Annotated in this window: 10 protein-coding genes; 3 read left to right on the top strand and 7 right to left on the bottom strand. The window is 49.3% G+C overall.

The window, feature by feature from the left end:
• The first annotated feature begins 178 nt into the window (after positions 1-178).
• The 3 genes from K9N75_RS08165 to K9N75_RS08155 all read left to right on the top strand — a co-directional run bounded on the left by K9N75_RS08165 (position 179) and on the right by K9N75_RS08155 (position 5,325).
• The gene (locus K9N75_RS08165) at positions 179-1,342 is read left to right on the top strand and encodes a NapC/NirT family cytochrome c (protein WP_224452455.1); all 1,164 of its coding nucleotides are present in this window, start codon (positions 179-181) and stop codon (positions 1,340-1,342) included.
• A 12-nt stretch (positions 1,343-1,354) separates the two neighbouring features.
• Positions 1,355-3,871 (top strand): trimethylamine-N-oxide reductase TorA, encoded by a 2,517-nt coding sequence (gene torA / locus K9N75_RS08160; protein WP_008812931.1) that lies wholly within the window; start codon positions 1,355-1,357, stop codon positions 3,869-3,871.
• A 275-nt stretch (positions 3,872-4,146) separates the two neighbouring features.
• Positions 4,147-5,325: a sugar efflux transporter gene (locus K9N75_RS08155; protein ID WP_008812930.1), complete on the top strand. Its 1,179-nt coding sequence runs from the start codon at positions 4,147-4,149 to the stop codon at positions 5,323-5,325.
• Between the two features lie 68 nt (positions 5,326-5,393).
• Here K9N75_RS08155 and dagF read toward each other — a convergent pair whose 3' ends face one another.
• The 7 genes from dagF to dagR form a co-directional block, all read right to left on the bottom strand.
• Entirely contained in the window at positions 5,394-6,137 is a 744-nt protein-coding gene (dagF, locus tag K9N75_RS08150; protein WP_224452454.1) for a 2-dehydro-3-deoxy-phosphogluconate aldolase, read from the bottom strand.
• The gene (dgaE, locus tag K9N75_RS08145; RefSeq protein ID WP_224452453.1) at positions 6,124-7,248 is read right to left on the bottom strand and encodes a D-glucosaminate-6-phosphate ammonia lyase; all 1,125 of its coding nucleotides are present in this window, start codon (positions 7,246-7,248) and stop codon (positions 6,124-6,126) included. The genes dagF and dgaE overlap by 14 nt, the downstream gene beginning before the upstream one ends.
• Positions 7,249-7,259: 11 nt before the next feature.
• A complete protein-coding gene (locus K9N75_RS08140) occupies positions 7,260-8,126 on the bottom strand; it encodes a PTS system mannose/fructose/sorbose family transporter subunit IID (protein WP_004095992.1) in 867 nt (288 codons plus the stop codon).
• On the bottom strand, positions 8,123-8,875 hold the full coding sequence (locus tag K9N75_RS08135; RefSeq protein WP_008812927.1) for a PTS mannose/fructose/sorbose/N-acetylgalactosamine transporter subunit IIC: 753 nt from the start codon (positions 8,873-8,875) through the stop codon (positions 8,123-8,125). The genes K9N75_RS08140 and K9N75_RS08135 overlap by 4 nt, the downstream gene beginning before the upstream one ends.
• Before the next feature lie 43 nt (positions 8,876-8,918).
• On the bottom strand, positions 8,919-9,404 hold the full coding sequence (locus tag K9N75_RS08130) for a PTS sugar transporter subunit IIB (protein ID WP_004095995.1): 486 nt from the start codon (positions 9,402-9,404) through the stop codon (positions 8,919-8,921).
• 50 nt (positions 9,405-9,454) lie between these two features.
• A complete protein-coding gene (locus tag K9N75_RS08125; RefSeq protein ID WP_008812926.1) occupies positions 9,455-9,895 on the bottom strand; it encodes a PTS sugar transporter subunit IIA in 441 nt (146 codons plus the stop codon).
• A 132-nt stretch (positions 9,896-10,027) separates the two neighbouring features.
• Positions 10,028-12,820, bottom strand: coding sequence for a transcriptional regulator DagR (gene dagR, locus K9N75_RS08120; protein ID WP_175320536.1), 2,793 nt, complete (start codon positions 12,818-12,820; stop codon positions 10,028-10,030).
• Positions 12,821-12,882 lie beyond the last annotated feature (62 nt).

The following is a 12,882-nucleotide window of genomic DNA, read 5'->3' as shown; positions in this document are numbered from 1 at the left end:
CGAGTTAGGGAAACAAAATAAAAAGCTGCCATTTCTGTTACTTCTTTATAGGTAATCAACGAGAAAATTTCCTATACTTAGCCAGTTTCTGCATTCTAGCGTGTTGAAAGTAAATCAATTCATTTATGCAGAAACACTATGGCAAGAAGACTATATTAATAATTATATGGAATAAACTATGAGCAATCGATATCAGACTCCCGGTAAACGCCGGAGCAGAGCCTGGCTGTGGCTATTGTTGCTGGGGGCCATCATCGGGGCAGCCCTCCTTGCAGGAACCGCGACCGTCATGCATAAAACCAGTGATACGGAATTCTGTATTTCTTGTCACTCGATGGAACAACCTCTCGCCGAATACCAGGGCAGCATCCATTTCCAAAACACCAAGGGCATCCGCGCTGAATGTGCTGACTGCCACGTTCCACATCAGCCAATCGATTATCTATTGACCAAAGTTGCTGCGTTGAAAGACGTCTACGGCGAAGTCACTGGTAAAATTGATACACCTGAAAAATATGAAGCCCATAAGCTCGCTATGGCGCAAAGCGTGTGGGATACCTTGAAGAAAAACGATTCTGCAACCTGCCGTTCATGTCACAGCTATGATGCAATGGATGTGACAGCTCAAAAACCTGAAGCACGCCAACAGCATCCGGTTGCTATCAAGAATGGCGAAACCTGTATCGACTGCCATAAAGGCGTTGCACATATTTTACCTGATATGAGTGGTTTAGCCGCTGCTGGTGCCAGCGAACTGGCTAACGCTGCTGCCAAAACCCCTGACACGGCGACAACGCTGTATACCATCGCTACCGAACCGTTCTATCTCAGCGCAGACGAAACCCAGCACAATGCCGGTAACCTGATGCCATCCACCGAAGTAAAAGTGGTGAAACGTCAAGGCGATCGCGTTCTGGCTGACGTCAATGGCTGGCAGCAAGACGGCGTAAGCGAGGTCTTCTACGCGGCGCAAGGCAAACGCATTCTCAGCGTTCTGCTGGGTGAAGATGCACGTAAGCAGTTGAAAACGCTGAGTACGGTTAAAGATGCAGAAACCGGTTTGGTTTGGCATCAAGTTTCACTGCAGGTTTGGTTGCCTAAGAAACAGCTGGTTGACGATCAACAGCAAATCTGGCGCTACGCGTCTGACATGATGTCTGCCAACTGTACCGGTTGCCACGGCTTAACGGCGCTCGATCGCTTTAATGCCAACCAGTGGATCGGTGTGGTCAAAGGTATGGCTCCACGTACATCCCTGACGCAGGAACAACTGCGCGTTCTGACGCAATACGTTCAGAAACATGCCAGTGATATGCCTGCCAATCAGCCGGACAAGATTTAAGGAGCTATAACAATGAAAAAAGAATTGAACTCCCACATTGAAAGCGTTAGCGATTTCGAACAAAAACCACTTCAGGTAAGCCGTCGTCGCTTCCTGACAGGTGCAGGCGCCGTATTAAGTGTGCCGCTGCTGGCTGGGTTCTGGCCGAAGTCCGCTTTGGCAGAAGCGATCAGTAAAGCACTTCCGCAGTTTACCGCGCTACGTCAGGCTCAGACCGGTATCCTCACCGCAGCACACTGGGGCGCGTTCGAAGCTATCGTCAAAGATGGCAAAATGGTCGACGTGAAAGCCATTAGCGACGATCCGTTCCCAAATGAGCTGATCACGATGGCGCCTTATCAGGTACATGCTGAAAACCGCATTAAGTACCCAATGGTGCGTAAAGGCTGGTTAGAAGGTGGTCCATCCAATAGCCAGCCAGAGTTACGCGGCCGCGACGAATGGGTTCGCGTTAGCTGGGACAAAGCGCTGACGCTGGTAAGCGATCAGATTGCTCGTCTGCAAAAAGAACATGGCCCACAGTCTATTTATGCGGGTTCTTACGGCTGGAAAAGTGTCGGGATGTTACACAACAGCCGCACCCTACTCCAGCGAATGATGAACCTCAGCGGCGGCTTCCTTGGCTACGCGGGCGACTACTCTACTGGCGCAGCACAGGTCATCATGTCGCATGTGGTTGGCTCAATGGAAGTTTATGAGCAACAAACCGCATGGCCTAACGTGATTGAAAATACCCAGTTAGTGGTGATGTGGGGTTGTAACCCGATGATCACCTTAAAAAATAGCTGGAACGTTCCAGATCACGTAGGCCAAACAGGCTTCGAAGCCTTGAAGAAGAAAGGCACGCGCGTCATTAGCATCGATCCTGTGCATAACGACAGCGCTAAATTCGTTAACGCTCAATGGATTGCACCACGCCCTTATACCGACACTGCCATGCTGATCGGTATTGCCCACACATTGCTGACTGAAAAACTGCATAACCAAGACTTCCTGAATACCTATACCGTTGGTTTTGATAAATTCGAAGCTTATCTAATGGGTCAGGACGACGGTATTGTTAAAGATGCGAATTGGGCGGCAGAAATCAGCGGCGTGGACGCTGAAACATTGCGTCAGCTAGCACGCGATATGGCGAAAAATCGCACCATGATCATGGGGGGCTGGGGGATCCAGCGTCAGCATCACGGTGAGCAACAACACTGGATGCTCGTGACCGTTGCTTCCATGTTGGGGCAAATAGGTCTGCCTGGCGGTGGTTTTGGCTTTAGCTATCATTACTCTTCCGGCGGTAGCCCAACCGCTAAAGGTGGGATTTTAGCCGGTATCTCTGCGGGTAACTCACCGAAGAATACACCAACGCCAATTCCTGTCGCTCGTATTGCCGAGTGTCTGATGAATCCGGGGAAAACCATTAATTTCAACGGGGCTCAGGTTACCTACCCTGATGTGAAAATGGTTTATGTGGCAGGCGGCAACACCTTCCACCAGCATCAGGACACGAACTCACTGGTCAAAGCTTTCCAAAAACCTGAAACCATTGTGGTAAACGAGCCTTATTGGACAGCGACGGCCAAGCATGCTGATATCGTTTTCCCAACCACAACGAGCTACGAGCGTAACGATCTGGAAATGGGCGGTGACTATTCACAGCTCTATGTGTTCCCGATGCATCAGTGCGTACCGCCACAGTTTGAATCTCGTAGCGACTTCGATATTTTCGCCGGTATCTCTGAAAAACTGGGCGTACTAGACGCGTTTACCGAAGGCAAAGATGAGACTCAATGGCTGAAAGGCATGTATGACGACATGAAAACGCAGGCTCGTGCAGCCCGTGTTGCTCTGCCGCCGTTCGATATGTTCTGGGAATCAAACAACTATGTACGCTTCCCTGTTCCTGAGGCGAATAAACAATGGGTACGCTTCGCAGACTATCGCGAAAACCCGCTATTGAATCCATTAGGGACACCATCGGGTAAAATTGAAATCTACTCTGATGCCATTGAGAAAATGGGTTATGAGGATTGCAAAGGCATTCCAACTTGGATGCCGCCGCACGAATGGTATAAAGGTCCGGAAGCGGCGAAGTATCCGCTGTCGCTTAATACCGCCCATCCGATTAACCGTCTGCACTCTCAGTTGGATAACACGCCGCTGCGTAAGAAATACGCCGTCGCCGATCGTGAAGCGATCTTGATTCATCCTGAAGATGCTAAATCTCGCGGCATCAGCAACGGCGATCTGGTTCGTGCATTTAACGATCGTGGCCAGATTCTGGTCGGTGCGGTCGTCACCGAAGACGTACGCCCAGGTGTTATCCGTATCAGCGAAGGTGCGTGGTTCGATCCTGCCGATCCTGCTACGCCAGGCTCACTGTGTAAAAATGGTAACGTAAACTGCCTGACTTTCGATATCGGCTCATCCAGTCTGGCGCAGGGTAACTGCGGACAAATGGCTCAGCTTGAAATCGAAAAATATCAGGGACCGGTATTGAATAACACCGCTCATACTGTGCCTGCTGGCGCATAGTTTGTAATGTGTCATATCGCTTAATATCCACGGGGCTTCGGCCCCGTTTTTTCTGACTTTCTATCATGTGCCATCATCCGCGAAAAAGCATGGAATGTTGGCCGCAGACTATTTTTTAGCGCTCGCCATTCATTATTGAGCGTTATTTAATCCGCACAGTTTGTGCAACTTTCTTACATCGTATCAGCTGAAACAGCTTTTCATTTTTTATATTCAGGCGTAACATCCCCCGCCTGAAACAACTCGTCCACCTCTGACACGTCCCTGATAAACCTATGCGTATGTATTCGACCGCCCTTCGCCGTCTGCCGGATTTAACCTCGACCTCATTCTTAATTGTGGCTTTTTTAACCGGCATTGCTGGCGCGCTGCAAACACCAACGCTGAGCCTTTTTCTATCCACTGAGGTGGTTAAAAGCCCTTTCATGGTGGGACTCTTTTATACCGGCAGCGCCATTATCGGGATTATTGTTAGTCAGTTTTTAGCCGCACGCTCTGACCGCTCCGGCGATCGTAAAAAGCTGATCCTGCTGTGCTGTATTCTTGGCGCGGCGGGTTGTCTGCTGTTTGCCTATAACCGAAACTATTATTTACTGCTCATCGTCGGCGTGATGCTGACCAGCTTTGGATCCACGGCTAACCCTCAAATGTTTGCTCTGGCGCGTGAATATGCGGATAAAACGGGCAAAGAAGCCGTCATGTTTAGCTCGATTCTGCGTGCACAAGTTTCTCTGGCGTGGGTGATAGGCCCGCCGATTTCATTTGCATTGGCGCTAGGATTTGGCTTTCCGTTTATGTATCTGGCGGCGATGGCCACATTTTTAGTCTGCGGGCTGATTGTCTGGTACACCCTGCCTTCTATGCCTAAAGCCGTCGTACGAACCACCGGCGTACTGGATGCCCCGCGCCGCAATCGCCGTGATACCTTGCTACTGTTTGCCGCATGCACCCTGATGTGGACCTGCAACAGCATGTACCTCATCAACATGCCGTTATACATCATCCACGAACTGCATTTACCGGATAAGCTGGCGGGCGTCATGATGGGAACGGCTGCGGGTTTAGAGATTCCAACGATGCTCATTGCCGGCTATTACGCCAAACGTTTCGGCAAGCGCTTCTTAATGCTGGTGGCATTAGTGGCTGGGCTCGCCTTTTATGCGGGTCTGCTATTTCTTATCTCGCCTTGGGCATTGCTGGCACTACAGTTGTTGAATGCGATTTTCATCGGCATTCTGGCAGGGATTGGCATGCTTTATTTTCAGGATTTGATGCCCGGTCAAGCGGGGTCGGCCACCACGCTGTTTACTACAGCAACGCGTACAGGCTGGATATTTGCAGGCTCTGTTGCTGGCTTAATCGCCCAATTCTGGGACTACTACGCCGTGTTTTTTGTTTCACTGATTTTGCTGTTGGTCGGTGTGGTATGTATGTGGAAAATCAAAGAGGCATGACTTTTTATAGCGATAAAAAATAGGGCTCTGGAAATCCCTTTCCAAAGCCCCTTGTCAGCAAGCGTTATCTACACAATAGACTTAATGATTTCGAGCAATGTTTTAATATCTTCAGGCCGCGTTTCACCACTTTGCGGATCGATAATCGACGTATAAACATGTGGCATTACTCGCGCTACGCCCGCCCGCAAGCAGGTCTGTAAAATAATGCCAAAGTTTTCTAAATCAATACCGCCGGTTGGTTCAATGAGCGTCATTCCGTTACGCGCTGCGCTTTCCGCCAACGCTTTCAGCTCTGGCAAGCTCCGCTCGCCGCCCATTGGGAAAAACTTCGCAGCATGTGCTCCCATATCCAGCATCATGTTTACCGCGCTATCACAGGAAACAAGGGCTTTATCGCCTGCCGCACTGAGCTCTCCGGTCGATATTTGCACCGTTCCAACATCGCCCGTTGGGCTCACTAATGCGTTGATATGCGTATGTGGATGCTGTGCCTGAGCCAAAGCGCCTGCTGCAAAACCACAGCCGGTAAAGGTTTGGTTGACATGAGCGGCGCCCGTGGCAGCGGCGATCATTGCGGCTTTATAAAACTGAGCCGGATCGCCAGCCCCAAGGCCTACCGAAATTGACGGAACTTGCGCTATCCAGCGTTTCACTTCCGTGACACCCTGAGCGACATTTTCAAACTGTGCGGAAAGTACGCCAATCACGGCGTGTCCTTCCGCTGCATCATAGATAGCGCGAGCATTATCAATATCTTTCGCTAAGACATTAATAGCTACGCGGTCCCGATAAAACTTAATGCTTTGCATGACAATTTTCCTGTTCCGCAGAGATCTGTGCCAGTCTTTCGACGATCATCGCCAACTCACTTTGATCTAAAGTGCGTGGATCGATGCTGAAAACACCTTGGTGCAAGAAATAGCGGCGAGTATAGATAGCCACATCGCCCGTACGGAGCAGAGCTTCCACCTGACGGGCGTCTATCCCTAAGACGTCAGGATGAACACGCACCTGTACACGCCAAATTGCACGCCCCGCTTCGTCTTGCTCGATTTCCGCGCTAAAACCATGCAAAGCGGAAATCGCATCCACGGTGGTTGCCAATGCGTCAGGCGTCATGCTATCTGCACCTTCGGCGTATAACTCCAGCGCCTTGACCAAGCCAACCATGTTTTCCTTACCGATCTTCATTGCTCGCGCAATGCCGTGGTGCTGGGCTTTACAGCACTCAATCCACTCTCGCTTGCCAGTAATAAAGCCTGAGGTTGGCGCATTGAACGCTTTCGCTCCGCTGTAAATCACCAGATCGGCACCTTGCGATACATATAAACGCAGATCCTCTTCCGCGGCGGCATCAACAATCAACGGCAGCTGATGCGCTTTAGCGACCTCGACAAAATCGGCTAGGGTGAGCATGCCCTTTTGTACGCTGTGATGTGATTTCACGAACAGCAACGCGGCAGTACGTTCACTGATGGTCTTCTCTAATTGCCACCGCGCCGCAAGATTACTTTGCCCAACTTCAACCACGCGCCCGCCACCTAAGCGGATAGCGCTAGTGATTGGCGCACCGTAGTCAATATTGTGTCCACGCAGCATCAGAACTTCGTTTGCCATGCCGGAGCTATCCGGCATCAAGGCGACACGATCGGGCTCTCCGCGTGTAATCACTGCCGCAACCGCAATAGCAATCCCTGCGGAGGCGCATGACGTGATGTAACTGTCTTCTGCCCCCGTATGAGTGGAAACCAACTGCCCAGTTCTATCGACGAGTTTATCTATCTCAACGAAGGAGCCCGCAGCTTCGGCCGTTGCCTGCATGACTTCAGGAGAAACCGCCGATACGCCCAAAATCGTCATTTTTCCGCAGGCGTTAATCACTCGCTTAAGCCCTAGGCGTTGATAAATATTTTGACTCATAGTTTCCCCCCTTACAGTACACCCAGCAGAGAACACACCACGCTAATCACCACGACGGATAGCAGGATAGTCGTGTAACGAGGACCTTTTTTGGTTAGGTAGAAGTAGATAGAAAACACCGCGGCCAATGGCAATAGGCCAGGGGCGATAGAATCCAATATCTGCTGTACCACTATCTCCGAACCTTCCAACGCACTGATTTTTAGCGGAGAAGTAATCTTAACGTAGCTGGCGGATAGCGCGCCCATCATGATGAGACCTAACACATTGGCCCCATAGATAAGCTCTTTGATGCGCCCTCCTTGTAGTAAGGTGATGATGGAGTCGCGCCCCAAGGTATACCCTTTATGTACCAGACCGTAACTCACCGCCAAGGTAATCCCGGTGTAGAGAATCAACGGCAGGATCCCACCGAAGGCGCTGCCCTTAGCAGCAAACGGAATGAAAATGGCAATCAGAAGCGGCATGACCGCAGCCCAAATCACCGAGTCACCGATACCAGCTAACGGTCCCATCAGACCCGTTTTAATCCCCGTAATCGACGCATCAGAGATAGGTTCACCGCGAGTTTTTTGCTCTTCCATCGCGATGGCGACACCTTGGATAACCGCACCGAAGGTCTGTTCAGTATTAAAGAAGTTCAGGTGGCGTTTTAGCGCTTCTGCCCGCTCCTCTTTTTCTGGGTAGAGTTTTTTGATAATCGGCGTCATTGACGCGCAGAAAATCAGGCTTTGTAAACGCTCATAGGAACTGGAAACCTCGGCTCCGAGCCAATAAATAAACCATGCTTTGGTAATATCGCCTTTGGTCAATGCCGAACTATGGCGGGCACGTTCAACCAGTTCATGTTGCATGATATCTTGGGTGGATTCACTCATGATGATGCTCCTTCATTCTTTGCCAAACCTTTCACCAAAAACGCAACGCAGGTACCGAAAATCGCCATAGCCATGATGTCGACCTTCAGATAAATCACCGCGAAGAAACCACCGATAAACCATGGCAACAGGCTTTTCTTACCGATAACCATAATCGTGATAGCAAAACCTAACGCAGGCAGAATGCCCCCCATAATTTCAAATGAGTGAGTCAGCCAGTGCGGCATCAGCGCCAGGAATTTCTCCACGACACTTTGGCCGAAATAGTTGGCGCCAAACACCACTGGAAAACGCAACACTAATCCTAGTAATGCCGGATATAAGAAGGCACAGCGCATAATCCCACCGGTGTTTGCCTCTTCGGCATACTTATCGGCCATATGCACCCACGCAGCATTTAGAGTACGACGCAACTGATCGAGGAATACCCCAATCACGCCGAACGGGATTGCCAACGCAATGGCTAAATTCGGCTCCATATGTGCCTGAACAGCAATAGGAATAGCGATACACGCGGCTAATGCAGGGTCTGAAGGGACGTTGCCACCCGGCGTTGACGTTACACCAAGATAAACCAACTGCATGCCGGCCCCGATGATCATCGACGTTTGCATGTCGCCGAGAATAAGCCCAACGAACACCGCGATAACGATCGGCTGAACTAACATGCCTGAGAAGGTATAGCCCAAGCGTAAACGGGCAAACCAGTAGTACAGCCCCATACTGATGGCAATAAACAAGGTATCCATAGTTATTTCCTCTGGGTAAGCTCAAATTGGTACAAGACGGTGATTAATATTTTTTTAGTATGTCTTCTAATGACTGAGGCTTATCTTCAGGGATGGTTTGGAAGAACACTTTAATACCGTGATCTTTTAAATCGCCCAGAATCGCAACGTCCTTGTCATCCAGCGTAATATTTTGGAATACGGCTTTACGGCTTGGACCACCACCTAAACCACCGACTTGAATACTCTGAACATCAAATCCCTGATGAACGGCACCCTGTACCGCCACTAAAGATGGGAACAGCACTAAAACCTTACCTTCACCAAGCTGATTCTCTTTCCATGCCGCTGCGAAGCTGCTGTTGCTATAGCAATCCACTTTGATGCTTGGTGGGGCAGCCATAAGATAAATATTTTTCATGAAAGGATCGGCGTCTAATTCATCGCTCACCACTGCGATACGATTTGCCTGCGATTGCCCTACCCACTTGGTAACGACTTGACCATGGATTAAACGACTGTCAATACGACATAAAACGATGCTAGCCATGTGATTTTCCTTTTATATTTATTGAGTTTAGATACTGTGTACTAAATGGTTCACGCGTTGTTCTGTAGTCCGTTTATATGCGCCACAACATCGCGACAGCTTTCACGACCTGCCTCAACCAGTTCGTCGATACTCTCCGTCAGCGGACCGTTTTCACGGAGTTCTAACGCCTGAAGCAGCAGCGATGCATTGAGCCCAGCGACGACGCCGATGGGATAATCAACGCTTAACCGTGCCGCTACGTTTGACGTTGTGCCACCAATGAAATCAGTTAGGATCAGCGACCCCGCAGGCATCGTGCTCACGGCATGTTCAACACGTTGGAAAAAATCGCTAAAGGTATCTACCGGCATTAATGCGATTTCGGTAACACCTTGAATATCTCCGGCAACCATTCTTAGGCTGGCGCACAGCTGGCTACCCCAGCCGCCGTGAGTGAGCAGCAATATTTGCGGTACAGCATGGGCCGAGTTTGAAGCGGTGGTAGACAAAATGAGCCTCCTGGCATTCAGTCAAAGAAATAAAAAACTATCTATGTCTGATATAGCAAAGCGCATGCCAGCAATGTGTCACGGTAGGCTAATTTATGTGGGGCACTCAGGGGAAAGCCCGCTGGATACGGGCTAGCAGTAGAGAAGTTCGTAGATATAAATAAATTCGGCGTCAGATAAACGAATCGCGTAAGCCTCTTCAATAGGCAAAAATGCCTGTTTGATGACACTCATCGCGTTCACGTCGAGATCCTGCGGCGTGTTCAGCGCCATCTGTAACGGTTTACGGCTAATCACGATACGCTCGACCATGCAGCAGCAGTGGATCAGGAAACGTAGTGTCACCTGACGGCTAGGTTTGAGGTCTGAAATCTGACAGATGTGCTGCAGTACCCCCTCCATTTCTTGCAAAATGCGCCGAGGGTTCAGGACTGAAATTTGATTAATAATACTTTCTAATGTCAGTGCACTAATGAAACGCATTGAACTACGCTCAACTTCCAGCCTGCGCTCCATACTGCTAAGGTCAGGATTCAATAAGCTGAGTAACAGTTCGGGTCCTTGTTCTGAAAACATCTCTTCCAGAGAAATAAACGGAATATCTGGCAAGCCCGGTTGGAAAGTGCCGACAATCCCAACTAAACGTTCATGCGGAGCCAGTGCCTGTTGAATACGCTCCAGACTACGTACCTCGTTGTAATCAAGGATTAGCAAACGCGTATCCTGCGCCATCAACTCACCAAAACTTTCTGATAGCACTTTATGAATTTTTTCCGCCGTCCCCATCCCTGTAATACAGGAAACCACCAGCACTTTTCCCGCGCCCGCTTGTTCAGGTGAACACCAGTGACAAGGTATTTGCTTCTCGTTCATCAAAGCGGTGAGTGCCGCAAAATCGCTGGACTCGTAGGTCAGATCAAGACCGATTTCCAACAGGCTGGTTAATGTCATGTTTGGTAGCAGCAGGACATCAAACTGAAACAGTTTGCTAATGGTGCTGCCAAAATGCACCAGAGAACCGATATCAACCATCAGAATTAAACGCCGGTAGCCACGGCTGCGAATGATATTGGTCAGCACTTCTAACGTGTCATGAATGGACTGCTCAAAAGGCATATCAATGGCGGTGAACAGGTCTCGTTCTAAAACCTGATTAACATATTGCGCCATACTCGTTGCCGTAGTCGCGCCATGGGCAACAAAAATGACGCCTAACTCAGGGCTGTCATCTATCTGACAACGGTATTGGCGACACTCTTTCAGGAACATACATAAATACACGACTTCGGTAGCAGGACATTGAATATTAAATATTTCATCAATGCGTCTGCATAACTGCATCGCGTTATCGTATTCATTTTTGCAGTGATCGAGGATCAGACTTGAAGAGTAAAGCTGTGGAATAAGCCCGCGCTGCACATAGCTTAGTAAAGTCAGAAAATGCTTACGCAGATGGTTAACCATATTTTCTGGCAGAGCAAAACCCACCACCTGTTCTACATAGCCAATCAGCAGAGACAAACGTTGTTCGAGTTGGCCGCTGTAGCCCACTACCGCAGTATCACGGCTATACAAGCCATATTCGAAGATTGAACGCAGCTTATTCTTCAAAATAGCCAACGTTTCCTGTGGCGGAACGTTACTATTACGCAGGTTGACATATTCACGCGTGAGGAATCGATAGAATAAATCGCTATCCTCGTGCCCCGCCGATACCCCAAGCGAAGGTTTAAACGCAGACAGCGTTTGAGAACTGATATCCAGCCACTGCTGTTGACCAAAAATACTGTCAACCAACAGGCGCTGATCGGCGCTTGGCATCACAGACTGTTCAACCAGTTTTTTATCCAGCGTTAATACATCATTTTGCTGCCCCATTCCTGCAGCCCAACCTTGAGCACACAAGAATTGGATATCACTTTTCAGCTGACCGATATTTCCTTCCAGCGGCTTCTCTAGCAGCCATAGAAGCAACGCTTTATCGATTCTTATCGTTCGGCTAATTTTGCGACTTTCCTGATGCAGGAATCCGGTAATCAGCTCAATCTGCTCTTCCATCGAACGCTCGCGCAAAGCGGGTAGATCAATACTAACCTGAATACGGCGCTGGAAAGTACGTAACAACGTGGAATTGACCGGCTCGGTCGTGGCACAAATCAATCGCACGTTTACCGTTTGCGCTTTATGGCTGGATCCCAGCGCTCTAAACTCACCTTTGTCCAACAGAGCAAATAGTTTTTCTTGCCCTTCGTAGGGAAGTCGATGAATTTCATCTAATAATAGATAGCCGCCGTCTGCCTGTTCAATTAGACCGACTTTGTCACTGTTCGCGCCGGTGAATGCCCCTTGACGATGGCCAAAAAGATGTGAGGAAAGTAATTCTGGGTTATGTGCATATTCGGCACAGTTGAAATAGACCATCGGTAGTGTGCTATTACCGCTTTGCTGGCAGGCAAACTGGTGCATCAATTCGGCAAAATAGGTCTTCCCTACCCCTGATGGACCAGTCAGCAACACATGCAAACCGCTTGGATACAGCACCGCCGCTTTTCCTTTTTCCACCGATAGCTTAAGACTGCGGTCAAAGCCGATAAGCGCGGCAAAAGGATCGTTAGATGTGGATTGGCGCTCCACTGGTAACAAATCACTGACGAAACGAACCTCAGATAAATGGTCAGGCAAAGGGCTATCGAGCAGCGTCTCAATCGTTTGACGATGCAAAAAATAAACCGGACGGGTTTTCACTTTAATAACGCGCTGCTCATTCCACAGCTGGTTAAGATCTTTGCTCACTGAGTTGCGAGCCAGCCCAAGGTTAATACCGATACTTTCTGCGGTAAATGCAACCTCCTTTTGCAAATCACTCTTACTCAGGCTTGATGTTAGGCGTTCTAACTCTTGGCAAATTTTATCAATACGTTTCATGCGGAGATCTAACCCATCCCTGAAGTCACGATTTTTAAACATATCACAAACGGCGAAAGTTT

Origin of the sequence: Hafnia paralvei, from assembly GCF_020150375.1 — a bacterium.
Classification (GTDB): domain Bacteria; phylum Pseudomonadota; class Gammaproteobacteria; order Enterobacterales; family Enterobacteriaceae; genus Hafnia; species Hafnia paralvei.
Note: the sequence above shows the minus strand (reverse complement) of the source record. Positions and strands in the feature narration are given on the sequence as shown.

What these genes read in the sequence shown, in the direction of transcription:
- K9N75_RS08165 (WP_224452455.1), top strand. Translation starts at nt 179, where the DNA reads ATGAGCAATCGATATCAGACTCCCGGTAAACGCCGGAGCAGAGCCTGG.
- torA (WP_008812931.1), top strand. Translation starts at nt 1,355, where the DNA reads ATGAAAAAAGAATTGAACTCCCACATTGAAAGCGTTAGCGATTTCGAA.
- K9N75_RS08155 (WP_008812930.1), top strand. Translation starts at nt 4,147, where the DNA reads ATGCGTATGTATTCGACCGCCCTTCGCCGTCTGCCGGATTTAACCTCG.
- dagF (WP_224452454.1), bottom strand. Translation starts at nt 6,137, where the DNA reads ATGCAAAGCATTAAGTTTTATCGGGACCGCGTAGCTATTAATGTCTTA.
- dgaE (WP_224452453.1), bottom strand. Translation starts at nt 7,248, where the DNA reads ATGAGTCAAAATATTTATCAACGCCTAGGGCTTAAGCGAGTGATTAAC.
- K9N75_RS08140 (WP_004095992.1), bottom strand. Translation starts at nt 8,126, where the DNA reads ATGAGTGAATCCACCCAAGATATCATGCAACATGAACTGGTTGAACGT.
- K9N75_RS08135 (WP_008812927.1), bottom strand. Translation starts at nt 8,875, where the DNA reads ATGGATACCTTGTTTATTGCCATCAGTATGGGGCTGTACTACTGGTTT.
- K9N75_RS08130 (WP_004095995.1), bottom strand. Translation starts at nt 9,404, where the DNA reads ATGGCTAGCATCGTTTTATGTCGTATTGACAGTCGTTTAATCCATGGT.
- dagR (WP_175320536.1), bottom strand. Translation starts at nt 12,820, where the DNA reads ATGAAACGTATTGATAAAATTTGCCAAGAGTTAGAACGCCTAACATCA.